This is a genomic window from Streptomyces sp. NPDC054047 (assembly GCF_055585065.1).
This window is the reverse complement of the sequence record NZ_JBVJKV010000003.1, coordinates 522,540-544,717: the sequence shown is the minus strand read 5'-3', so window position 1 is coordinate 544,717 and position 22,178 is coordinate 522,540. Positions and strand designations below refer to the sequence as shown.

The 22,178-nt window shown below is 73.0% G+C and carries 17 protein-coding genes and 1 pseudogene; 8 read left to right on the top strand and 10 right to left on the bottom strand.

Annotated elements, in window-relative coordinates:
- Positions 1 to 35 precede the first annotated feature (35 nt).
- Together ACZ6ZP_RS14180 and ccrA are read right to left on the bottom strand one after the other, a co-directional pair.
- Entirely contained in the window at positions 36 to 503 is a 468-nt protein-coding gene (locus ACZ6ZP_RS14180; protein WP_351156827.1) for a VOC family protein, read from the bottom strand.
- A 110-nt stretch (positions 504 to 613) separates the two neighbouring features.
- Complete coding sequence (gene ccrA / locus ACZ6ZP_RS14175) at positions 614 to 1,888, bottom strand: crotonyl-CoA carboxylase/reductase (protein ID WP_366464167.1); 1,275 nt, start codon at positions 1,886 to 1,888, stop codon at positions 614 to 616.
- Positions 1,889 to 2,116: 228 nt separating this feature from the next.
- Between ccrA and ACZ6ZP_RS14170 the strand changes: the two genes are divergently transcribed.
- Positions 2,117 to 3,100, top strand: a complete 984-nt coding sequence (locus tag ACZ6ZP_RS14170; RefSeq protein WP_361464009.1) for an acyl-CoA desaturase — start codon at positions 2,117 to 2,119, stop codon at positions 3,098 to 3,100.
- On the opposite strand, the gene ACZ6ZP_RS14165 is transcribed toward ACZ6ZP_RS14170, so the two are convergent.
- The 3 genes from ACZ6ZP_RS14165 to ACZ6ZP_RS14155 all read right to left on the bottom strand — a co-directional run bounded on the left by ACZ6ZP_RS14165 (position 3,042) and on the right by ACZ6ZP_RS14155 (position 10,021).
- Positions 3,042 to 4,064, bottom strand: coding sequence for an alpha/beta hydrolase (locus tag ACZ6ZP_RS14165; RefSeq protein ID WP_469406883.1), 1,023 nt, complete (start codon positions 4,062 to 4,064; stop codon positions 3,042 to 3,044). The genes ACZ6ZP_RS14170 and ACZ6ZP_RS14165 overlap by 59 nt on opposite strands.
- A 69-nt stretch (positions 4,065 to 4,133) precedes the next feature.
- Positions 4,134 to 8,210, bottom strand: coding sequence for an alpha/beta fold hydrolase (locus tag ACZ6ZP_RS14160; protein WP_469406882.1), 4,077 nt, complete (start codon positions 8,208 to 8,210; stop codon positions 4,134 to 4,136).
- Positions 8,207 to 10,021, bottom strand: a complete 1,815-nt coding sequence (locus tag ACZ6ZP_RS14155; protein WP_469406881.1) for a fatty acyl-AMP ligase — start codon at positions 10,019 to 10,021, stop codon at positions 8,207 to 8,209. The genes ACZ6ZP_RS14160 and ACZ6ZP_RS14155 overlap by 4 nt, the downstream gene beginning before the upstream one ends.
- A gap of 248 nt (positions 10,022 to 10,269) precedes the next feature.
- Between ACZ6ZP_RS14155 and ACZ6ZP_RS14150 the strand changes: the two genes are divergently transcribed.
- Positions 10,270 to 11,721, top strand: coding sequence for an MFS transporter (locus tag ACZ6ZP_RS14150; protein ID WP_469406880.1), 1,452 nt, complete (start codon positions 10,270 to 10,272; stop codon positions 11,719 to 11,721).
- Here ACZ6ZP_RS14150 and ACZ6ZP_RS14145 read toward each other — a convergent pair.
- Positions 11,687 to 12,427, bottom strand: coding sequence for a MerR family transcriptional regulator (locus ACZ6ZP_RS14145; protein ID WP_469406879.1), 741 nt, complete (start codon positions 12,425 to 12,427; stop codon positions 11,687 to 11,689). The two genes, ACZ6ZP_RS14150 and ACZ6ZP_RS14145, sit on opposite strands and share 35 nt — an antisense overlap.
- A gap of 260 nt (positions 12,428 to 12,687) precedes the next feature.
- A complete protein-coding gene (locus ACZ6ZP_RS14140; protein WP_361464021.1) occupies positions 12,688 to 13,953 on the bottom strand; it encodes an AMP-binding protein in 1,266 nt (421 codons plus the stop codon).
- A gap of 165 nt (positions 13,954 to 14,118) precedes the next feature.
- Here ACZ6ZP_RS14140 and ACZ6ZP_RS14135 point away from each other — a divergent pair, with 165 nt between their 5' ends.
- The 5 genes from ACZ6ZP_RS14135 (at position 14,119) to ACZ6ZP_RS14115 (ending at position 18,415) form a co-directional block, all read left to right on the top strand.
- Complete coding sequence (locus ACZ6ZP_RS14135) at positions 14,119 to 15,432, top strand: lipase family protein (RefSeq protein WP_351156853.1); 1,314 nt, start codon at positions 14,119 to 14,121, stop codon at positions 15,430 to 15,432.
- Between the two features lie 136 nt (positions 15,433 to 15,568).
- Positions 15,569 to 16,846: a PucR-like N-terminal domain-containing protein gene (locus ACZ6ZP_RS14130; protein ID WP_351156856.1), complete on the top strand. Its 1,278-nt coding sequence runs from the start codon at positions 15,569 to 15,571 to the stop codon at positions 16,844 to 16,846.
- Between the two features lie 157 nt (positions 16,847 to 17,003).
- Entirely contained in the window at positions 17,004 to 17,639 is a 636-nt protein-coding gene (locus tag ACZ6ZP_RS14125; RefSeq protein ID WP_351156858.1) for a hypothetical protein, read from the top strand.
- Between the two features lie 5 nt (positions 17,640 to 17,644).
- Complete coding sequence (locus tag ACZ6ZP_RS14120) at positions 17,645 to 18,100, top strand: hypothetical protein (protein ID WP_469406877.1); 456 nt, start codon at positions 17,645 to 17,647, stop codon at positions 18,098 to 18,100.
- 123 nt (positions 18,101 to 18,223) lie between these two features.
- Positions 18,224 to 18,415: a DUF5999 family protein gene (locus ACZ6ZP_RS14115; RefSeq protein WP_351156864.1), complete on the top strand. Its 192-nt coding sequence runs from the start codon at positions 18,224 to 18,226 to the stop codon at positions 18,413 to 18,415.
- Between the two features lie 142 nt (positions 18,416 to 18,557).
- Here the strand turns inward: ACZ6ZP_RS14115 and ACZ6ZP_RS14110 are convergent, their stop codons facing one another.
- Positions 18,558 to 19,169, bottom strand: a complete 612-nt coding sequence (locus tag ACZ6ZP_RS14110; protein WP_351156867.1) for a TetR/AcrR family transcriptional regulator — start codon at positions 19,167 to 19,169, stop codon at positions 18,558 to 18,560.
- A 108-nt stretch (positions 19,170 to 19,277) separates the two neighbouring features.
- On the opposite strand from ACZ6ZP_RS14110, the gene ACZ6ZP_RS14105 reads away from it, so the two are divergent.
- A complete protein-coding gene (locus ACZ6ZP_RS14105; protein WP_351156870.1) occupies positions 19,278 to 20,768 on the top strand; it encodes a cytochrome P450 in 1,491 nt (496 codons plus the stop codon).
- A gap of 427 nt (positions 20,769 to 21,195) precedes the next feature.
- On the opposite strand, the pseudogene ACZ6ZP_RS14100 reads toward ACZ6ZP_RS14105, so the two are convergent.
- Positions 21,196 to 21,420 (bottom strand): annotated as a pseudogene (locus ACZ6ZP_RS14100) (hypothetical protein); the annotation flags it as partial.
- A 65-nt stretch (positions 21,421 to 21,485) separates the two neighbouring features.
- Complete coding sequence (locus ACZ6ZP_RS14095; protein ID WP_361464201.1) at positions 21,486 to 22,055, bottom strand: TetR/AcrR family transcriptional regulator; 570 nt, start codon at positions 22,053 to 22,055, stop codon at positions 21,486 to 21,488.
- Between the last annotated feature and the right edge of the window lie 123 nt (positions 22,056 to 22,178).

Sequence of the window (22,178 nt, the reverse complement as noted above, 5' to 3'; positions counted from 1 at the left end):
CGCTCACGGGCCATGACCGGGCAGCGGTCACACCCTCACACCATGGCCGCGCGCCTCACGATCTCCTCCGGGGACACGTCCTCCAGGTGCGTGAGGAAGACCCAGACGTGCCCGTAGGGGTCGCGCAGGATCGCGGTCCTGTCGCCGTGGAACATGTTCGTCGGCGGCTGGAGCAGCTCCGCCCCCGCGGTGACGGCCCGGTCGGCGAGGGCGTCCACGTCGTCGACGAACACGTGCAGCGCGACCGACGGGCCACCCGCTCCCGACGGAGAGGTGAACACGCCCGCGGCATCTCCCAGCATCAGGGCCGAGCCGTTGATCTCGATCTCGGCGTGCATCACCTGCCCGTCCGGCGCCTGGAGCTTGAAGAGCTCCTTGGCGCCGAAAGCCTCCGCGTAGAAGTCGATCGCGGCCGCCGCGCCGTCGACCATGACGTGCGGGATCACGGAGTACCGGTAACGGCCGGGGACGTCGCGGCGGTTCAGCTGCTCGTTCGTGGTCATCGGTGTCTCCTGAAGTCGTAGGGCCCTGCGGTCCTGAAGGTCGCCGCGGGGCGGGTGCGCCCCGCGAACAACTCGACCGTAGAACCTCGACCAAACTTCAGGTCAACGCCTCATGCCACGCCCCTCCTGCCCAGCCCGGCCCGGGGCGCGAGCGCCAGGACGCCGACCTTCCCGGTGTGCCGGTTGGCCTGGACGAGGCGGGCGGCTTCGGCGGTGTCCCTCAGGTCGTACGTCACCGACAGGGCGGACCGGATGTGACCGAGGTCGAGCAGACGCGCCACGGCGGCCTGTTCCTGGAGGTTGGCTCCATGGCTGCCGATGACACGCTTGAGGCGCATCCAGAGGTAGCGGTTGTCGAACTCGTGGAGATAGCCGGTGCTCGATCCGCAGGTGACGACGGTGCCGCCCCGGCGGACGACGAAGACGGAGACCCCGAAGGTCGCCCGCCCCACGTGCTCGAACACGATGTGCGGGTCCTCCCCCACCTCGGCGCGAATCCGCTTGCCGAGCTTCTTGCCGACCGCCGCCGGGTCGGCCGGAGCGGTGCCGGTCAGGCCGATCTCGGCGCGGTTGATCACCGCGTGGCAGCCGAAGGCGCGGGCACGCTCCGCCTTCTCCTCGCTGCCGACCACGCCCACCGCGATGCCGCCACCGCCCCGCACGAGCTGCGCGGCGTACGCGCCGAGGCCGCCCGCCGCGCCCCAGATCAGCACGATGTCGCCCTGGGTCATCCGCGCGCCGCGGTCGCTGACCAGCATGCGGTAGGCGGTGCCCGCGCACAGCGGGTTGGCTGCCGCCTCTTCCCAGGTCAACTTGGGTGATTTGGCGATGAGTTGATTCGCGCGGGCCACGCAGTAGTGGGCGAGTCCACCGAAGTTGGTCTCGAAGCCCCAGGCCAGTTGGGAGTCGCCGAGCATGCCGTCGGCGTGGGTCGCAGGTTCCTCGTCGTCGACGTAGGCGGGGGTGACCACGACCTCGTCGCCGACGCTCCAGCGGCGCACCCCGGCGCCCGTACGGACGACCACGCCGGCCGCGTCCGAACCGACCACGTGATACGGCTGATCGTGCCGCGCCGCCCAGCCGCCTTTCGCGCCGAAATGCCGCAGAAAGGAGAAGGTGGATATCGGCTCGAACATCGCCGACCACACGGTGTTGTAATTGATCCCGCTCGCCATGACGGCCACCAGGACTTCGTCCGGGGCGAGTTCGGGCATCGGCACTGATCCCACGTGGAGTGTTTTTCGGACGTCTTTGTCCGCCACCCCCGTGAAACTCTCCACGTCTTCCTTGCGCAGATGCGCGGCGGTGAATTCGGCGGGTAAGGGAAGTCGGCGCAGTTCGTCCGCGTCGGCTCCCGCGACGACTGCCTCTGCTAGCACATCCATGACGTTCCTCCTTCGGCACAGCTGTCCGGTGGTCGGGGTTCGTGCGGTGCGTGCCTACTGTTCCGGGTTCATACATTGCGGCGGAACACCCGCATCCCACAAGCAGATCGGCTCCAATTCACCAGGATCGCCAATCGAATCGCCGTCCTGTCATCACTTTTCGAGTAGAAGCCTCTCCCTTTCCCTCGCTAATGTCCGGCTCACTCGCACGGAAAGGTGAGGAAACCCATGGCAGAAGAGAGCGCGAACGCCGCTTGGGGCGAACGCATGGGCACAGCTGACCGGGTCGTGGTGGGGGTGTTCGTCGGTATTCCCTTTGTCGCGGTGATCGCGTCCGTCGTCGTGCTGTGGGGCTGGGGCGTCACCTGGCACGACCTGGTGATCGGCGCGGTGATGTACGCCATCGCCGTGCACGGCATCACGGTCGGCTACCACCGCCTGTTCACGCACAAGGCGTTCAAGGCCGCCCGCCCCCTGAAGATCGCCCTCGCGGTGGCCGGGACGATGGCCGTCGAGGGTGACGCGATCACCTGGTGCGCCGATCACCGCCGCCACCACCAGTTCGCCGACCAGCCGGGCGACCCGCACTCCCCCTGGCGGTTCGGCACCTCCGTGCGCGCGCTGCTCAAGGGCATGGTGTGGGCGCACGTCGGCTGGACCTTCAACAACGACAGGACCAACCAGCAGAAGTACGTCCCCGACCTCCTCGCCGACCGCGACCTGGCCCTGGTGGCGCGCTGGCAGCCGCTGATCGTGCTGTTCTCGTTCGGCGCGCCCGCCGTGGCGGGAGGGCTCTGGGGCGAGGGCGCCTGGGACTCCGGCGCCGCCTGGTCGGCCTTCTTCTGGGCCGGGCTCGTCCGCATCGGTCTGCTCCATCACGTCACCTGGTCGATCAACTCGATCTGTCACATCAGCGGGGACCGGCCCTTCCGGGTCCGGGACCGCTCCGGGAACGTGTGGTGGCTCGCCCCGTTCTCCGGCGGTGAGTCCTGGCACAACCTCCACCACGCCGACCCGACGTCCGCCCGGCACGGGGTGCTGCGCGGCCAGATCGACTCCAGCGCCCGGTTGATACGCCTCTTCGAACTGGCCTCGTGGGCCAGCGCGGTGCGCTGGCCGGACGAGCGGCGCCTCGCCCGCCTGTCCGCCGATGTCAGGACGCCTGCGCGGGAAGCCCAAGGCCCGCCGCCAGCGTCGGCCAGGAAGCCTTGAACTCCCGCTGCCAGGAGGGCCAGGCGTGTGAGCCGCCGCGGTAGAAGTGGACCGTCGCCGGAACTCCGGCGCGGTCCAACTGCCGGGTGAAACCGTGTGCTTGGCCCCACAGCGTGCCCTCCAGGACCGCCCCTTCCAGGTTGCCGAAGTCGCTGCTGGGGATGCCGCTGCCCTGGGAGACGTAGAGCCGGGTTCCGGCCAGGTGCTTGGCCAGGGCGGCGGGGTTGTGGCGGTTCCAGTTCTCGCGGTGCAGGAAGGGGCTGCCCCAGAGGGCGGAGGGGAGCTGGAGCTCCCGGGCGACGATGGCGTTCATGACCGTCGGCATGCCGAGGGCCGTGGTGTCCAGGACGCCGCTGTACGAGGCCGCCGCGCCGAAGGTGCCGGGGTGCCGGGCGGCGAACGCCATGGCGCCGTAGCCCCCGGTGGAGACTCCGGCGACGGCGCGGGTGCCGTTCGCGCGATAGGTGGCGCGCAGGAGGCCCGTCAACTCCTCGACCTGGAAGGCCTCGTAGTCGGGTGCGGTGGGGCTGCCGTGGTTCCACCAGTCGGTGGGGATGCCGGTGGGGCCCGACGCCGGGATCACGGTGATGACGTCCTTGTCGGCCAGGAACTCCTCGACGTCCGTCTCGCGGGTCCAGGAGGTGTAGTCGTCGTGGGCGCCCTGGAGGAGGTAGAGCACGGGCCAGGTGCGGTCCGGCTGTTCCTTGAAGCGGGTCGGCAGGATGACGCGCACGGGGAGCTGTTTGCCCACGGCGGGTGAGTCGATGGTGAGGTCGACGGTGCGGGAGTCGAGCCACTTCTCGCCGACGACGCGCGGACTGTCGGCGGCTCGGGCCGCCGCGGGCGCCGCGGTGGGTGTGCCCAGGGCGGTGGAGGTGCCCAGGGCACCGCCGGTGGCGAGGAGGGCGGCGACCGCGGCCAGGGCGGCCAGCTTCTTGCGTGGTCTGCGGTGCTTGTGACGCATGGGGGCGGTCCTCTCGGCGGGGGTACAGGCGGGCGGGTCAGGGGTCGGCGGGGGCGGTCGTGGGCCGGGTCAGTCGTCGGGCAGGTCGCGGGCCAGGAGCTCCGCGAGCGTGTCCACGACCGGGGGGTCCAGCAGGGACAGGTGGTGGCCCGGCAGGGGGGTGACCGTGAGGTCGGTGCAGTGGGCGTCCCAGCCGAGGCTTGCGTCGTCCCGTTCGTAGCGGATGTCGCGCACGGTGTGCGGGGCCGGTTCGGTGGCCCGGTAGAGCAGCGTCCGGCCCGCGTACGGCCCTGGTGTGTGGCGTTCGCCGCTGCGCAGGTCGAGGGCCGATGTGCGCTGGTGGTCGAGGACGGCCCGGGGCAGGTCGACGGCCTGCTCGAGCAGCTTCATGACGAGAGCGATCTGCTCGGCGTCGTCCAGGCGCGCCAGTTGCTCGTAGGGCAGCGGGAGATGGGCGCGGTACGTACGGCCTATGTACGTGGCGAAATCGGCGTACCGGCGGCGGGCTTCCTCTGCCGGGCTCAGGCCTGGGGGCGCGGGCAGGGGCAGTACGGAGTCGAGGAGGACCAGGGCCTTGACGGTGCCGTGTGGCGTGAGGAGCCTTGCGGCTTCCTGGGCCAGCAGACCGCCGTAGGACCAACCCCCCAGCAACCATGGCCCGTTGGGGGACAGCGCGCGGATGCGTTCCGCGAAGTGCTCCGCGCGGGGCTGGAGATCCTCGGGGGCGGCCAGCCTGTCGAAGCCGTAGACCGGGCGGGTCCCGGACAGGCGTGCCGCGAGGCGTGCGTACACCTCGGAGGTGCCGCCTGCGGCGTGGGCCAGGAAGAGGGGGGTGCCGCGCCCGGCGTCGGCGAGGACGCGCAGGGGCCCGTCCGTGCGCGTTGCCCGGGGCTTCTCCGCCGCCCTGTCGGGAGCCGCGCCCCGCCCGTCGGGCCCACGATCCGGCAGCAGGTCCGCGACCCCCCTCAGCGTCGCCTGCCGCAGCAGCACCCCGGGCTCCACCCGCACCCCGAACTCCCGCTCCACGGCGGTCCGGATGCGTGCCGCGGTGAGCGAGTCGAGGCCCAGGTCGGTCAGAGGGGTGTCGGCGTCGATGCGGTCCGGGGTGTAGCCCATGACGTCGGCCACGCAGCCGCGCAGGCGGTCGAGCGGGCCCGAGGCGCGGGTGGGCGCCGGTGCGTGACGCGGCCCCTCCTGCGGGCCGGGAGCCTCCCCCGCCCAGAACCGGCGGTGGCGCCAGCGCGGCGTGGGAACGTCGACGATGCGCGCACCGGGATGCAGACGTTCACGTGGTCCGGCCACGCCCACGCCTCGCACCAGCAGGGAAGCCAGTGACGTACGGAAGGTGAGCGCGTCGTCCGTGTCGCGGCGCAGGGTCGGCAGGATCAGCGAGCCTTCGGCGCCCGCGTCCCGCAGCGTCTCGGTCAGCGGGTGCAACTGCGTGGGGTGCGGGGCGACTTCGACGAACACCCGGTGGCCGTCCTGCGCCGCCGCGCGTACCGCCTGGCTGAAGCGGACGGGTCGCCGCAGGTTGGCCACCCAGTAGTCGACGTCGCAGGGCCACGGGTCCCGCGGGTCGGACAGGACGGTGGAGTAGCGGCGGCAGCCGGGGCGCGCGTGCCGCACGGTGCCGAGCTCGCGGGCGAAGTCGGCGAGCAGCGGGTCGACGTCGGGCGAGTGCCCGGCGCCGGTGACGCGCAGGGAACGGGCGAAGCCGCCCTCTTGGGTGACGTGGTCGATGAGTCCGCGCACGTCCTCGGCGGAGCCGGTGACCACGCTCTGCGCGGGAGACGCGTGAACGGCGACCTGCAGCGTGCGGAAGTCGGCGGCCAGGGCCTCGATGTGCTCGCCGGGGCGGTCCACCACGGCCATGGCCCCGCCCGTGAGTCCGGCGAGGAGCCGTGAACGGATCGCGACGACGCGCGCGCCGGTGGCCGCGTCGAGGGCGCCGCAGGCGACGGCCGCGGCGATCTCGCCCATGGAGTGGCCGATCACGGCCGCGGGCTCGAAGCCGTACGCCTTCCACAGCTCGGCGAGGGCGACCTGCATTCCGTAGAGGGCGGGCATGACGACGTCGGGGGAGGTCAGATCGGCGCCGGGGGCCATGCAGTCCCGCAGGGAGATGCCGGCCTGCTCGCGCAGCAGCGGTTCGAGACGGTCGACGGCTGCCGCGAACCCCGGTTCCGCGGCGAGGAGTTCGCCGCCCATCCCGGCCCACTGCGAGCCGTACCCGGAGAAGACCCACACCGCCCCGGGGCCGCCCCCGGGCGCGGGCGCCCCGACCAGCACCCGCCCGTCGGGCTCCCGCCCGGCCAGCCGAGCCAGCGCCGTGGTCAGTTCCTCCCGGCCGCGGGTGACGACCGCCGCCCGGTGGCGGCCCCGCCCCACGCGGCCCGCGAGGGTGCGGGCCAGGTCCGCCGGGCGGACGGCGCGGCTGTCCGGTCCGGTCAGCCACTGGGCCAACTCGCCCGCGTACGCGCGTACCCGGTCCTCGGTCACGCCGTCGAGCAGGGTGATGACGGGGCCGGTCGCGGCCGGGCGTGCGCCGCGCGGCACGCGGTGTTCCGCCAGGACCACGTGGGCGTTCGTGCCTCCGAAGCCGAACGCCGAGACGCCCGCGCGTGCGGTGCTCGAGTAGCGGGGCCACGGCTCGGGGCCCGTGACGACGCGCAGGCCCAGTGCGTCGAGGTCGGCGTGCGGGCCCGGTGCCGTGAAGTGCAGGTGGGGCGGGATCTCGTCGTGGTGCAGGGCGAGGACCGTTTTGATGAGCCCGGCGATGCCCGCAGCCGCCTCCAGGTGGCCGATGTTCGTCTTCACCGAGCCGATGAGCAGCGGCTGGTCTGCGGCACGCCCGCGCCCAGCGCCGAGCGCGGCCGAGAGCGCGGACGCCTCGATGGGGTCGCCCAGGGCTGTGCCCGTGCCGTGCGCCTCGACGTAGTCCACGGTCGCGGGTCCGGTGCCGTGGCACTGTTCCAGGAGGGTGCGCTGGGCCTCCGCGCTGGGGGCGGTGAGGCCGTTGGAGCGGCCGTCCGAGTTGACGGCGGTGGACTCGATGACCGCGAGGACGCGGTCGCCGTCGCGCTCGGCGTCCGCGAGGCGCTTGAGGACGACGACGCCGCAGCCCTCGCCGCGCACCATGCCGTCGGCCCTCGCGTCGAACGCCTTGCACCGGCCGTCGGCGGCCAGCGCCCCCGCGCGCTGGAAGCCGAGTGTCACCGCCGGCGAGAGCAGCAGGTTCACCCCGGCGGCCAGCGCCATGTCGCTCTCCCCCGCGCCGAGGCTGCGTACCGCGTGGTGCACGGCGACGAGCGAGGAGGAGCACGCCGTGTCGACGGCCATGCTGGGGCCGCGCAGGTCCAGGAGGTAGGACAGGCGGTTCGCGGCGATGCTCAGGGCCGCGCCCGGCGGGGTCCAGGCCCCGACCGACTCCGGGTCCGCGGTGGTGAGATGGGCGTACTCGTTGCCGCTGATGCCCACGAAGACGCCGGTACGGGTGCCCGCGAGGGACGGCGCGGGCAGGGCCGCGTGGTCGACGGCCTCGCGGGCGACCTCCAGGAGCATGCGCTGCTGGGGGTCCATGGCGGTGGCCTCGTGCGCGCCGATGCCGAAGAACTCGGCGTCGAAACCGGCCACGCCGCCGATGTCCCCGTCCCCGAGGAAGCCACCGTGTCTGCTGATCTCGTCCGGCAGGCTCTTGCCCTCCCGCACGAAGGGCGCCCAGCGGTCGTCGCCGACGGTGCCCACGGCGTCGCGGCCCTCGCTCAGGAGCCGCCAGAACGCGGCGGGCGATGTGGCGCCGCCGGGCAGCCGGCAGCCGACGCCGATGACCGCGACCGGCGCATCTCCCCGCGCGGACGGCAGGTCGGTACTCACCTGCTCCGACGGCGCACCGCCGTGCTCCGGTTCGCCGCGCGCCACGCGCTGTGCGAGCGCGCCGATCGTCGACGCCTCCCAGAGCAGCGTCGCGGGCAGCCGGGTCCCCGCCAGGTCGCTGAGGCGCGCCGTGAGGACGACCGCGTCCCGCGAGGTCAGGCCCAGCTCCGCCAGCGGGCGGTCGTCGGCGATCTCCTCGGCCGCCAGGCCGTACCAGGCGCTCAGGCTCTCGACGATCGCGGCCCGGATCTCCGCGTGCGCCTCCCCCCTCATCGCGCGCCCTCCGCGCCGCCCCGGCCCCCTTCGCCGAAGGCGCCGAGCAGGTAGCGCGCCCGGCCCGCCGCTCTGGCGACCTTGCCGCTGCTCGTCCTGGGCAGTGCGCCCGGCGGTATGAGCAGGAGTTCGGCCAGGCGCAGTCCGTGCCGGGCCGAGACGGCGGCCGTGGCGGTGCGCAGCGCGGCGAGCGCGTCCTGTTCGGTGGGCTCCGCGCCGCGCCGGTGCTCGGCGACGACGACCAGGACGTCGGTCTGCGTACCCGTCCAGGGCACGCAGAACGCGGCGAGCCGGTCCCGTCGTACGAGATCGACGGCCGACTGCACGGTCTCCTCGATGTCCTGGGGGTAGTGGTTGCGGCCGTCCACGATGATCAGGTCCTTGAGCCGCCCGGTGACGTACAGCCGCCCTTCATGGAGCGCGCCGAGGTCTCCCGTGCGCAGCCACCCCGCGTCGCCGTCCGCGCCCGTGGAGCCGGGCGGGCGGAAGCCGAACACCTCCTCGGAGAGCCCGCCGCGCTTCCAGTAGCAGAGGCCGACGTTGGGTCCGCGCAGCAGGATCTCGCCGACCTCGCCCGGCCCCAGTGCGGCGCCGGTCGACGGGTCGGCGACGAGCAGTTCCTGCCCTGCCGGGGTGCCGCAGGCGACCAGGTGGGTGGCTTCCGGGTCCGTCGGCTCCCGTAGGGCGAGTTGTCCTTCGGACAGGGCGAGCGGATCGCACGCCAGGATGGTGGGCGGTGCGGCGAACGAGTCGGTCGTCACGAACACGGTGGCCTCGGCCAGGCCGTACGCCGGGCAGTGCGCCTCGGGTGCGAGGCCCGCCTCGGCGAAGGCGTCGCGGAAGCGGTCGACGGTGCCGGGGCGCACGGGCTCGCTGCCGTTGATGAGGACCTTGACGCGGTCGAACCGCAGCTCGGCGGCCTCGTCCCGGTCGATCCTGCTCGCGCAGTAGTCGTAGGCGAAGTTGGGGGCCGCGCTGATCGTGCCGGGATACGCGGCGAGCAGCCGCAGCCAGCGCACCGGGTGCTCCAGGAAGGCGACCGGGTCCATCAGGACCGAGGGGAAGCCGCCGACGACGGGCGCGGCCACGCTCAGGACGAGGCCCATGTCGTGAAAGAGCGGCAGCCAGCCGACCGTCGTGCTGCTCGCCGCGTCGGCCGCGAAGGCATCGATGGCCTGGCGGGCATTGGCCACCACGTTGGCGTGGCTGATCACGACGCCCGCCGGGCTGCGGGTGGAGCCGGAGGTGTACTGGAGATAGGCGATGTCGTCCGGTTCGAGCCGCTCCGGGAGTTCGGGCCGCTCCGTGGGGGCGGTAGCGGAGTTCCCGCTCGGCCGGTCCACCAGGACCACCGGCACGCGCGGCAGCCCCTGCTCGGCCATGAAGCGCTCGACCCCTGCGGCGGTGCCCGAGTCGGCGAGGACGCACGAAGGCTCGCAGTCGGCGAGGACGGCGGCCAACCGCCCCTCATGGCCGGGTAGTTCGGGGCCGAACAGCGGGACGGCGATCACTCCGGCGTAGAGACAGCCGAGGAACGCCGCCGTGTAGTCCAGGCCCTGCGGAAGCAGCAGCGCCGCCCGGTCGCCGGGGCCCGCGCTCGCCGCGATCCGTCCGGCGATCGCGCGGGCGCGGACGTCGAGGCCCTGCCAGCCGAGGGTGTGGTGCAGGCCGGGTGAGGACGGGTCGGGGAACTCCACGTAGGTGAAGGCGCGCTGGTGCGGACGGTCGGCGGCCCAGTGCGCCAAGTGGTCGGTCAGCAGGGCGCCTTCGGGCGGCCGAGGGGCCCGCTGAGGGGACTGGGGACTGGACATGGCGGCTCCAACTGGACGGCGCGGGGACCGGAACGGGCGTCGCGGGGACCGGGACGAGCGGTGCACCAGGTTCCGCCCGGACGTGACACGCGAGTAAGACGGCTTGCTGACAGATCGTCTGACACCCTCTGTCACTCAACTGACAAGCACCCGCAGGGGATTCGGCGTCACGGGCAGGAGCGGCGACGTGTCGGCGCCCCGGAGAATCCGGCAGCGGAACCGCATCGCGCGACCGAGGGGAGCCGCACGTGGGCCGGGCCAGGCTGACCGCTCTTCTGGCGATGCTCGCCCTGGCCGGCTTCATCACGACGCTGGACAACACGGTGATCAACGTCGCCCTCCCCACGGTCCAGCGTGACCTCGGCCTGACCGTCACGGACTTGGAGTGGGTGGCCACCAGCTACGTCCTGAGCTTCGGCTCGCTCCTTCCGGCCGGGGGCAGGCTCACGGATCTGCTCGGCCGCCGGATCGTCCTCGCGACGGGGATCGTCGTCTTCACCGCGGCCTCGCTTGCGGCCGCCCTCGCCGACAGCGGCGGGACGCTCATCGCGGCACGCACGGTGCAGGGCGTGGGGGCGGCGCTCGTCATCCCGGCCTCGCTCGCGGTGGTCGCCGCCGATCTGCCCGCCCGCAGGCGCGCCATGGCGGTCGGCCTGTGGACGGCGGCGCTCGCGGTCGCCCTTGCGCTCGGCCCCGTGGTGGGCGGCTTCGTCACCGAACGGTGGGACTGGAGCTGGGTGTTCCTGCTCAACATTCCCTTCGGCGTCCTCGCCCTGCTCCTGGTGCCCGCGGTCCCGCGCACCGTCACCCGCGTGCGGCACGGCCTGCTGCCGCTGCTCGACCTGCCGGGCGTGGCACTGTCCACGACCTCGCTGTTTCTCCTCACGTACGGACTGGTCCGGGGCGGGGAGCACAGCTTCAGCACGCCGCCCGTGCCGCTCTGCCTCTGGCTCTCGGCGGCCACCGGGATCGCGTTTCTCGTCGTGGAGTCGCGGACGTTCCTGCCCCTGGTGGATCTGCGGCTGCTGCGCAGCCGTTCGCTGAGCGGCGGCGCGGCGGCTCAGGTGCTGTGGGGCATCGGCGTCAACGGCGTGTTCTTCTTCACCGCGCTCTACCTCCAGCGGGTGCTCGGCTTCTCCCCCACCAAGGCGGGGCTTGCCTTTCTGCCGCTGGCCGGCGCGCTGCTCGTGACGACGCCGTTCGCCGAGCGCGCGGCCAAGGCGGTGGGGGCGCACTGGTCGATCGCCGGGGGACTCGTCCTGGTCGCGGGCGGGCTCGTGTGGGTGTCGGGGACGGGGCTGCACGCCGAGTACTGGGATCTGCAGCCGGGGCTGCTCCTGATCGGCGCGGGCTCCGCCCTGACGACTCCGCTGACGGTACGTTCCGTCGCCGACGTCCCCGCGACGCGCACCGGCATGGCTTCGGGTCTGGTGAGCGCGGCACGTGAGATCTCCGGGGTGTTCGGGGTCGTCCTGGTCGGCGTGGTCCTCACCCGCACGGAACGTTCGGCGCTGCGGGACGGCGCCGACCCGCGCAGCGCCTTCCTGGACGGTTACGACACGGGGCTTCAACTGGCGGCTGCGTGTGTCCTGTTGGGGGCCGCGGTCACGGCCGTCACGCTGCGGCGGCGCGCCCGGCACCGGCGTCCGGGCTCCTCCGCCGGGGTCAAGGGGACGACGCGTCGCCCGGTGCGGCGGTGACGTACTGGTGCAGTCGGCCGGACGCGGCCAGCATGGCGGTCGCGCGCGCGGACACGCCCGCGAGGCGTTGCGCGATGGCCGCCCGGAGCGCGTCGGGGCTGCCCGTCTCGCGCAGGCCGTCGAGGACGGCGTGGATCTGGGGCAGGGGGTAGTGGCCCTGCCGCAGGATGCTGACGATGCGGGCGTCGCGTACGTCGGCGGGGCCGAACCAGCGGTAGTGGGTGCCCGGTTCGCGCTCGGGCGCGAGCAGGCCCGCCGCCTCCCACACCCGCAGTGCCGAGGTGCGCACACCGAGGCGGGCGGCCACCTCACCGATGCGCAGGCGCGGAGGCGTGGCGTGCGGCCCGGTGTCGTCCGGGGTCTCCCTCGCGACGGCTTCCAGGGCTTCGCCCGCGGTCCGCAGGGAGAGCCGCTGCTCGTGCAGTGCGGCGTGCCCGGCGTCGACGAGGGTGAGCGCCAGCGGGAGATCGTCCGCGTGGACGGCCCGCATGATCGCCCGGGCGGTGTCGAGGCCGTAGCCCGGGACGAGCGCGCGGTAGGTGAGCAGGGCGTCGCGGTGGCGGGTGTCGAACCTGCGGTATCCGGCGGGCGTACGCGGGGTGGGCGGCAGGATGCCCGCGTCGGCGTAGTTGCGGATCTGCTGGGTCGAGACACCGGCGGCCCGCGCCAGATCGACGGGCCGCAGCGTCGTCCCGGCTCGGCTCATGGGGCCCTCTCCTGACTGCTGCTGAACCTCCGAATTGAAGGTTAGCGGCACAGAAGTCTTGTCATCTCGACGCCGTCCGCGCTGCCGACTGGGTCATCGACCTGGGCCCCGAAGGCGGCGCGGCGGGCAGCCAGATCGTGGCCGCGGGCGCCCCGAAGGCGATCGCGCGGGCGCGCGGGTCACGGACGGGGGCGTTCCCGGGCGGGGTGTGACGCCGCGGCACCCAGGGGGCCACCGAAGCTCCCGGCGCGGCCGAAGCCCTAGGTGTCACCGAGCACGGTCACATAGCCGTCCGGCCCGAGCACCGCGACGTCCCCCGTGCGCAGCCATCCGCCCGGCAGCAGCCTCCGCCCCGTCTCCGCCGGGTCGCCCCAGTAGCCCGCGCACACCTGCGGCCCGCGCACCAGGAGTTCACCGGCCTGCCCGGACGGCAGCTCGACCCCCGGTGCGCCCTCCTGGCCGATGCGGACCTCCGTGCCCGGCAGGGGCAGGCCGGACGTGCCGGGGCGGGCGTTGGCGCCGCGCGGGTTGGCGAGGACGGCGCCCGCCGCCTCCGGGATTCCGTGGCCCTCGACGAGCACCGCGTCGACCGCGTCCCGGATGCGGTCGGCGGTTTCGGCGTCCAGCGTCTCGGTCAGCCAGGTCCGCACGGTGGCCAGGGCCTCCAGCTCGTGGGCGGGGCGCTGGAGAAGGCGTCGGCAGTAGGCGGGGTCGGCCGACAGGAGGGTCGCCTTCCTGCGGCGTGCCGTGCGCAGGAGTGCCTGCGGCTCGGGGTCCGGAAGCAGGACGGTTCGCGTCCCGGTGAGCAGCGGGGCGGTCAGGCCGAACAGCAGCCCGTGCGGGCGCCACAGGGGCGTGACGGCCAGAGCGGTCTCCTGTCCGTCACGCAACTGCGGGTGCCACAGGGCGAGTTGATGGGCCGCGGCGACGAGGTTCGCGTGCGTGAGCATGGCCGCGGGCCCGTCGTCCGCGACATAGGCGAGGACGGCCGGATCCCCCGACTCCGGCCCTCCCGCCGCCGACTTCGACGACCGGACCGGCTTGCGCAGACCGCCGCGCCCCGGCCACTCCCCGTCGACCGCCACGGTGATGACGTCGCGTACGCAGGTGTCGCCGCGCACCGCATCGAGCCGCTCCCCCGCGGAGTCGGCGGCGATGACCAGCACCGCTCCCGAATCCGCGAGTTGATGCCTCAACGCCTGCCGCGAGGCCTGCGGATCGATGGCCACCACGACCGCCCCGAGCCGCAGCACCGCATGCCACGCCACCGCGAACCACGGGCAGTTGGGGAGCACAAGCGCCACCCGGTCACCGTGCCGGATGCCGCGCGTCCGCAGCGTTTCGGCGCAGGTGCCGACCGCGCGGTGCAGCCCCCGGAGGCCGGATCGGCCGCCGTGGCGCCGGGCCGCGGCGTCGAGCAGGCCGGGGAGCGTGACGTCGGGTACGTGCAGGCGGTGCGGTACCCCGGCGGCGTAGAAGCGGAGCCACGGTCGTGGGTCCGTGGCCGTCACCTGTGGCTCGGTCATGACCTGATCGTGGCGCAGGAGGGCGGGTCGTCACTTGTGCCCCACGCACAGTTCCGGCCCGGCGGGCTGTGGTTCCACTGACTATCAACGCCCGGTTACCGATCCGTAACTTCACAGCGTGCACAGCACTCTCCCCTCGCGTCCCCCCGAAACGAAGGAGCCCCCGTGCGCAGGCCACGAGCGAAACGGAAGAAGAGGCTGATCGCGCTGACCGCGGCCGTCGCCCTGGCGGGCCTGGGTCTCGGCGTGCCGGCCCTGACGGCGGGCGCCGCGGCGGCCCCGGACGCGTCGGCGGCGTGCGACGCCCCGGACGAACGGATCTACCAGGTGCCCGGCGGCGTCCCGAGCGACCCCGGCAGCGTCATCGCCTGCCGGAAGACCGCACTCCCCCACGTGCCGGGCAACATCCCGATGCGGGCCTGGAAGGTCCAGTACAGCTCGAAGGACAACACGGGCAAGGCGGTCGCGGTCTCCGGCACCGTCGCCGTGCCGGACGCCGAGTGGAAGGGGCGGGGCAGCCGTCCCGTCGTGGCCTTCAACCCGGGCACACTGGGGCTCGGTTCGCAGTGCGCGTTCTCCAAGCAGCTCGCGGGCGCCTACCAGGACGAGTACGAGGGCGAGAACGTCGCGGCACTCCTGAAGGCCGGTTACGCCGTCGCCGCGACGGACGGCGCGGGCTATCTGGACGGCCAGACCCATCCGTACGTCTCCGGCGCCGACGCCGGGCACGCGCTCCTGGACATCGCGCGCAGCGCGCCCGAGATCCCCGGCAGCGGCCTGGACCCGAAGACCAAGGTCGGACTGTGGGGCTACTCGGAAGGCGGTGCGGCCAGCCTGTGGGCGGCGCAGCTCGCGGCTTCGTACGCTCCTGAGCTCAACGTCGTGGGCGACGCGTCCGGCGGTGTGCCGGGCGACCTGAAGGTGGTGGCCAAGGCGCTCAACGGCGGCCCGTTCGCGGGCTTCATGGTCGACGCCGTGCTCGGCCTGTCATCGGCGCATCCCCAGATGCCCTTCGAGCAGCTCATGAACGACCAGGGCAAGGAGACCCTGAAGAAGGCCAGGTCGCACTGTCTGGTAGGCACGATCTCCACCCTCGCGGGCCAGAAGATCGAGGACAACACCAAGGACGGGCTGAGCCTCGAGCAGCTCTACGCGCTCAAGGGCACGGACGGCAGGACGTGGGGCCAGGTCGTCGACGCGCAGAAGCTCGGCGTCGGCATCGGCCGCGCGGGCTCCGGCGCCACGTACGAGATCGACTTCCCCGTCCTTCAGTACCGCGGCGCGCTGGAGGAGGTCATCCCGATCGAGACCGAGGACGCCACGCGCAAGGCGTACTGCAAGGCGAACATCGCCACCCAGTGGAAGGTGTACCCGGGCGAGCACCTCACGACCGACCAGCTGGCGAAGGACGACGCGGTCAAGTGGCTCGGCGACCGCTTCGAGGGCAAGCCGGAGTTCGGCAACTGCTTGCTTCCGTGACCAAGTTCGCACGCGCTGCCTCTTGTCGCCAGGGCGACAAGAGGCAGCATCATGTGTCCGTCCTTGATGGGCCGCCGCGCACCCGCGGCGGTGTCTTCACCAAACCTTTGTCCCCCGTGCGCAGAGGGAGCACTCCATGGTGAACGGTTCGACGCTGCCCGCCGGTATACCCCCGGCAGGCGCCCCCGCATCCGCGGGCACCCCGGCAGAGGAGTCGTACGCCGCGTTCCGGGCCTTTCCCTCGGGCCTCCACGATCACGTCAGGCCGTTTCTCGACGACATCACATCGGAGGTGGTGCGGGCCATCCGCACAGAGATACCGGAGTACGCACGCCCGACGAACGACACGTACATGCATGTCGTGAACCGGGGTGTGGAGCAGGCCCTGGAGGGGTTCCTGGCCCGGATGGCCCACCCGGACACCGACTGGGAGTCGGTGAAGGCCACCTACCAGAACATCGGGCGGGGCGAGGCGGACGAGGGCCGCAGCCTCGACTCCTTCCAGTCGGCGCTGCGCCTGGGCGCGCGCGTCACCTGGCGCCGGGTCAACGCCCTGGTCGACGCCGACCTGCTGCCCCGGCACGTCCTCGCCGCCTTCGGCGAGGCGCTGTTCCTGCACCTGGACGAGATGGCCGCGGCGACGACCGCCGGTTACACGGAGGCCCGGCTGCACGCGGCGGGCGAGCTCCAGCAGCGCCGGGCGCGGCTCATCGATCTGCTGACCGCCGATCCTCCCGCGTCGGCGGAGGCCATCGCCGATCTCGCGCAGGCCGCCCAGTGGCCCATCCCGCGCGAGGTGGCCGTCGTCGTCATCGACCACGCCTTCACCCCGGAGACCACCAGGCCCATCGTGCCGCCGGAGTTCCTGGCGCGCTTCTCCGAGCAGCCCGGCTGCATCGTGGTGCCCGACCCGGAGGGTCCGGGGCGGGCCCGTTCGATCGCCGCAGCGCTCCAGGGGCTGCGCGCGGTGATCGGTCCCACGGTCGCGCTGCACGCCGGTGCGCGTTCGCTGCGCTGGGCGCTGGACGCCCTGGAGCTGTCCCGGCGCGGCATCCTGCCCCGTGCGGGCCTGCTGCACTGCGCCGACCATCTGGCGACGCTGCTGCTCTTCCAGGACGAGGCGCTGATCGACGCGCTGGCGCAGCGGCATCTGCTGCCTCTGAAGGAGGTGCGCTCACCGCAGCGTGAGCGCCTCGCCGAGACGCTGCTGTGCTGGCTGCGGTGCGGGCACAACGCGAGCGAGGTGGCCACGCGCCTGGCCGTGCATCCGCAGACGGTCCGCTACCGCCTGCGGCAGCTGGACGAGGTGTTCGGCGACCGGCTGCACGATCCGGTGGCGCAGTTCGAGATGCAGCTGGCGCTGCACGCGTTGAGCCTGCGGCCGGCCACCGGTGAGGTTCGGGCGGTGCGGTGAGCCGGATGCGGTGGGGAGGCCGGCCCGGGCGCACCGGGGTCGTCCGTACGTAGCCGCGGTACGTCACCCGGACGCGCCGCGAGGGCGGCCGTCCGTGGCCGTTATCAAGCCGTAATGTCCCCTTCGCCCCAACTCCCAGGCGAAGGAGAGTTCTTACGTGCGTGCCCCTCTCATGGCCGCTGCCACCGCACCCACCGCCCCGACCGCCCCAGCCACGAAGCGGACCCCCCGGATCCCCCCGCGGCTCCTGCCCCGCCTCGTGGTCCTCTTCCTGCTCCCCCTGCTGACCACCCTCAGCGGCACCCTGCTCGCCCCGGCCCACGCCCACGCGGACGCGCTGGTGCAGCACGCGCCGTCCGCCACCCGGCTGCTGGCCCCGCCGCCCGCACCCGATGAGCCGTGCACCAGCAAGGACCCCGCGGTCTGCCTGATCCGGCAGATGAGCCCGGAGGAGCGGGAGCGGGCGCGCGAGGTACGGCTGCGCTACCACGGGCTGCTGGACACCATGGAGCACGTGGCGGACCGTATGCACGAGGAGGGCCGCTCCGACGAGGAGATCGCCCGCGTCCTCGTCGACATGCGCAACGAGGCCAAGGACATCACCCGAGCGGGCATGACCCCCGAGGCGGTGCGGGCCCTGGAGGAGCGGAACATGAAGAAGTACGGCAACCCGCTCGGCCCGACGGCCGACCAGCAGTTCGCCAAGTACGGCAGCTGGGCCGAGGTCATCAAGGCGGCGACCCGCACCAGCGCCGCCGTCGACCAGGAACTCGGCATCCCGCCGCGCGACTGACCTCCATGCTGCTCCAGGATTACGACCGCCACGGCCGGACGTGGGCCCTCGACCCCCGCACGGGGCTCCTCTCCCCCGCGCCCCCCGCGTCCGGCCGCTGCCACGGCTTCGTCCACGCGGGCGACGAGGCGACGGCAGCGCTGTACGCCGACCCGTCCGAGGCGGAGCCGACTCTCTGGCTCCAGTACGGCGGGCGGCGCTGGGACTGCGCCACGGTGACGGCACATCAGTCCACGGGGCCGAACGGCACCCGGCGCTTCACGGTCGAGGGCGCGCGGGGAACGGCCCTCGAACTCCTCTACCCGGCACCGGATCCCGGCCCCTTCGACCCGACGTACGACGGGATGGACGCGGAAGGGGACGACTTCTTCCTCTGGGCGGCGGGCCGGCTCACGGACGGGGACGCCACCTCACGTACCACACTCCTGGCGCACTTCCGGGCCGGTTTCCTCCCCGCATGAGGTGGCAAGTAGCCTCTCCGAGCGATGAGTTGATGCCTCCTCCAGAGTCTTGACTCACACAAGGAGAAACCGAACAAGACCGGGCCGCGCGCAAGGTTCGCGACCCCCACCCGGAGGTACGCCATGTGCGCCCACCAGCCCCAGTGCCCGCCCGCCGAGAGCCCCGACCACCTCGCGGCCCGCGTCGTCTCCGCCCACCCCGAACAGGGCTGGAGCCTGCTGTGCAACGGCACGATCGTCTTCGACGACACCGGCGAACTGCTGCCGGACGGACGGGTGGTGGCGGTGACGAGGACCCTGGCGATGGCGGCCTGACCACACGGTCGCGTTCGGGCCCCGGTCCTGGTCGCGCTCGGGCCCCGGTCCTCTGCGTATACGTACGCGCGGGCGGGGTGCCGCAAGAGGAAGTGCCCTCACCAGGAGCCGGCCGGCCCCGAACCTCACCCCCGAGGGCGCCTCAGGGCGCGATCGCGCCGAGCAGCGCTCTGGCGCACAGGTCCCGCACCTGCTCGCGGGGCAGCAGCTCCGGCTCCTCGAGCCACTCCAGGCAGACGGTCACCATGAAGGCGAGCCAGCCGCGCACGGCCAGGCGCAGGGTGGGCAGTTCGTGGGCGGTGGACGCCGTCTCGGGGTCCGCGGCCAGGGCCTGCAGGATCTGGTCCTCGTGGGCCGCCAGGCCTTCGCGGTAGATCCTGCGGACCGTGGCGTCGCCCGTCTCCTCCGCGCGGTGGAAGGCACGGAAGCCCTCGGCATGGGATTCGACGTACGCGAGGAACGTGTCGAGGCCCCTGCCGATCTGGTCGCGCACCGGCACTCCGGGCACGGCCGCCGTCAGGCGCAGCATGCGCCTGCTCTCGCGCTGCACCACGGCGGCGAAGAAGTCGCTCTTGGTCGGGAAGTAGTGGTACAGCAGGCCGCGCGAGACCCCGGCGATCTCCGCCACGCGCTCGACCCAGACGTCGTCGTACGGATTCTGGGCGAAGAGCCGCGCCCCGGCCGAGAGCAGCTGCTCCCTGCGCTCCTCCGTGCTGAGTCTGCGGCGCGTGCGCTGCTGCGGGTTCGCGACCATGCGAGCACCTTACTTGACGTGGATTCAACAGCGGGACCAGACTGAACTCCTTATTGAATCCGCGTACAACAGGCTCAACGGGTCTGCGGCACAAGGGAGATGGCACACATGGCGCAGGTGTCGCAGACATCGCAGGTCGGAGAGGGTGCCGGGACAGCCGGTACCGCCGGGCCCGCCAAAGGGTTCCGCAGCGCCGAGCTCGGGTGGCCGCGTCTGGACCTCATCCCGCATCCGCCGCGCCGCCTGCCCCTGATCGGCGACATCCTGGGCGCGAACGTCCGCACCCCGGTGCAGGACTCGATGCGCATCGGCAGCAGCCTGGGGCCCATCTTCCGCCGCAAGGCCTTCGGCAAGGAGATCGTCTTCGTCTGGGGTGCCGAGCTGGCGGCGGAGCTGGCCGACGAGTCGCGGTTCGCCAAGCATGTCGGCCTGGGGGTCGCCAATCTGCGGCCGGTCGCCGGGGACGGCCTGTTCACCGCGTACAACCACGAGCCCAACTGGCAGCTGGCGCACGACATACTCGCGCCGGGCTTCAGCCGGGACGCCATGGCCGGCTACCACCCGCTGATGCTGGACGTCGCCCGGCAGCTGACCGCCCGCTGGGACGAGCGGGAGGCGGCGGGCCGGTCCGTGGACGTGCCCGGTGACATGACGAAGCTGACCCTGGAGACGATCGCCCGCACCGGATTCGGGCACGACTTCGGCTCCTTCGAGCGGTCCAGGCCGCACCCCTTCGTGTCGGCCATGGTCGGCACGCTCTCCTACGCCCAGCGCCGCAACGTCGTGCCGCCCGCGCTCGCCCCGCTGCTGCTGCGCGGCGCCACCCGGCGCAACGCGGCCGACATGGCCTACCTCAACCGCACCGTCGACGACGTGGTCGCCGCCCGCCGCGCCTCGCCGGGTCCCGGCGACGGCGATCTGCTCGACCGGATGCTGGAGGTCGCCCACCCCGACACGGGCGAGCGGCTCTCCGCCGAGAACATCCGCCGTCAGGTCATCACCTTCCTGGTCGCCGGGCACGAGACGACCTCGGGCGCCCTGTCGTTCGCGCTGCACTACCTCTCGCGCTCCCCCGAAGTCCTGGCCCGCGCACAGGCGGAGGTCGACGAGGTCTGGGGCGACGCGGACGAACCCGCCTACGGGCAGGTCGCCAAGTTGCGTTATCTGCGCCGCGTCCTGGACGAGTCGCTGCGGCTGTGGCCGACCGCGCCCGGCTTCTCCCGCCAGGCCCTGCACGACACGACGCTCGGCGGCGTGCACCCCGTGCGCGAGGGGGCCTGGGCGCTGGTCCTCGCCACGCTGCTGCACCGCGATCCGGCGGCGTGGGGCGAGCGGCCCGAGGAGTTCGACCCCGACCGCTTCACCCCCGCGGCGGTGCGCGCGCGGCCCGCCCATGTCTTCAAGCCGTTCGGCACCGGCGCACGGGCCTGCATCGGCCGTCAGTTCGCGCTGCACGAGGCCACCTTGGTCCTCGGCCTGCTCCTGCGCCGCTACGACCTGCACGCCGACCCCGGCTACCGCCTGCGGGTCGCCGAGCGCCTCACCCTCATGCCCGAAGGCCTCACGCTGCGGCTCACCCGCCGCGCCACGGCCGCGTAGGGACACGATTGTCAGACCCGTGCGCAAGAGTGGAGGGTCCACCGGTGCGAACCACCGGACCGTCCGCCCCCGCGCAGAGGAGCTCTCGACATGACCAGCACGCCGACCCCCGAACTGGCCGCCGCCCAGGCCTGCTTGCGGCTGCTGCACACCGCACGTGCCGCGCTGTCCGGCCCCTCACCGGCCGCCGCGGCCTCGCTGCTCGCAGGACCCATCGCGGAGGCGGACGAAGCGCTGCGCCGCGCGGGCCTGACGGGCAACGAGGCCGAGCTCCTGAACAGGATCTACGACCTCGATCCCGGCCACCCCGATCCCCGGGCCTGCCCCGATCCCCGCCGGCGCCCCGCGTCGGCTAGTTCGGCCCCTTCGGTTCCCCAGGCTCCGGCGGCTCCATCGGCTCCATCGGCTCCTTCGGCTCCTTCGGCTTCCAGGTGAACTTGTCGCCGCCCACCCAGCGCACCAGGTCCGGATCGTCCACGTCGTGCACGACGACCCCCAGCTGGGCGGCCACCTCCAGGACGTCGACAAGTTCCCTGGCCTCGCCGACCACCTCGCCGTCGAGCTCCACGATGCGGAAGGGCGGTCGGCCGGGGTTGACGCCAAGGACCGTGATCCGAGGGTTCGCCATATAGAGGTTCGCGCTTTCGGTCATGTCTGGAGGCTTCCACGCTCCGGCTCCGTCATGACCATCACGACCTGCCCGTTCGGCCGCTCGGGCTACGTACCGGTCGCCTCGGGGTGCCCGACGAGCCGCTCGGCCGCCGAGCGCGCCGAGGCGAGGGCCCCCTTGCGGTCGGCGCCGCGCTGCCCGAGGACGACACGGGTGCTCAGGCCGTCGAGGAGTGCGAGGAGTTCACCGGCGCGGCGCGCGGCGTCGTCCACCGCGAAGGCCTCCTGAGCCGCGCCCTGGGCGAGCAGGGCCTCCAGATCCGCCTGCCAGCCGCGGTCCAGATCATCCTGGGCCGCGCGGAGCGGTTCGTTCGCGCCGGCCCGCGCCCACAGCTCGATCCACAGCATCCAGCGCGGGTCACGCGGCCCCTTGGGCAGGTACATCCGCAGGAACCGGTCGAGCTTGCGGGCGGGCGCCGCCCGGCCCGCGAGCAGCGCCCGGCGCTCCTCGGTGAGCGCGGCCTCGCTCCAGCTCAGCGCCTCCAGGAGCAGGCGGTCCTTGCTGCCGAAGTAGTACAGGATGTGGCCGCCGCTGGTGCCGAGCCGCTCGGCCAGCGCGGACATGGTCAGCGCGGCGAGGCCGTTCTCGGCGATCGCCGTCATCGCCTCCTCCAGCATCCGGTCCCGCGCGACCTGCCCGTCCCGCCGTCGTGCCACGCCTGCTCCCGTTCCGGTCCCCGCGTCCTGCTCCACCCGCCGACCCTATCCCCGGAGGTCCGCGACCGATTTCCCGCAGGGTCT

Bases quoted from the DNA above. Each gene is read 5' to 3' on its own strand.
- ACZ6ZP_RS14180 (WP_351156827.1), bottom strand. From the start codon at position 503: ATGACCACGAACGAGCAGCTGAACCGCCGCGACGTCCCCGGCCGTTAC.
- ccrA (WP_366464167.1), bottom strand. From the start codon at position 1,888: ATGGATGTGCTAGCAGAGGCAGTCGTCGCGGGAGCCGACGCGGACGAA.
- ACZ6ZP_RS14170 (WP_361464009.1), top strand. From the start codon at position 2,117: ATGGCAGAAGAGAGCGCGAACGCCGCTTGGGGCGAACGCATGGGCACA.
- ACZ6ZP_RS14165 (WP_469406883.1), bottom strand. From the start codon at position 4,064: ATGCGTCACAAGCACCGCAGACCACGCAAGAAGCTGGCCGCCCTGGCC.
- ACZ6ZP_RS14160 (WP_469406882.1), bottom strand. From the start codon at position 8,210: ATGAGGGGGGAGGCGCACGCGGAGATCCGGGCCGCGATCGTCGAGAGC.
- ACZ6ZP_RS14155 (WP_469406881.1), bottom strand. From the start codon at position 10,021: ATGTCCAGTCCCCAGTCCCCTCAGCGGGCCCCTCGGCCGCCCGAAGGC.
- ACZ6ZP_RS14145 (WP_469406879.1), bottom strand. From the start codon at position 12,427: ATGAGCCGAGCCGGGACGACGCTGCGGCCCGTCGATCTGGCGCGGGCC.
- ACZ6ZP_RS14140 (WP_361464021.1), bottom strand. From the start codon at position 13,953: ATGACCGAGCCACAGGTGACGGCCACGGACCCACGACCGTGGCTCCGC.
- ACZ6ZP_RS14130 (WP_351156856.1), top strand. From the start codon at position 15,569: ATGGTGAACGGTTCGACGCTGCCCGCCGGTATACCCCCGGCAGGCGCC.
- ACZ6ZP_RS14120 (WP_469406877.1), top strand. From the start codon at position 17,645: ATGCTGCTCCAGGATTACGACCGCCACGGCCGGACGTGGGCCCTCGAC.
- ACZ6ZP_RS14115 (WP_351156864.1), top strand. From the start codon at position 18,224: ATGTGCGCCCACCAGCCCCAGTGCCCGCCCGCCGAGAGCCCCGACCAC.
- ACZ6ZP_RS14110 (WP_351156867.1), bottom strand. From the start codon at position 19,169: ATGGTCGCGAACCCGCAGCAGCGCACGCGCCGCAGACTCAGCACGGAG.
- ACZ6ZP_RS14105 (WP_351156870.1), top strand. From the start codon at position 19,278: ATGGCGCAGGTGTCGCAGACATCGCAGGTCGGAGAGGGTGCCGGGACA.
- ACZ6ZP_RS14095 (WP_361464201.1), bottom strand. From the start codon at position 22,055: ATGCTGGAGGAGGCGATGACGGCGATCGCCGAGAACGGCCTCGCCGCG.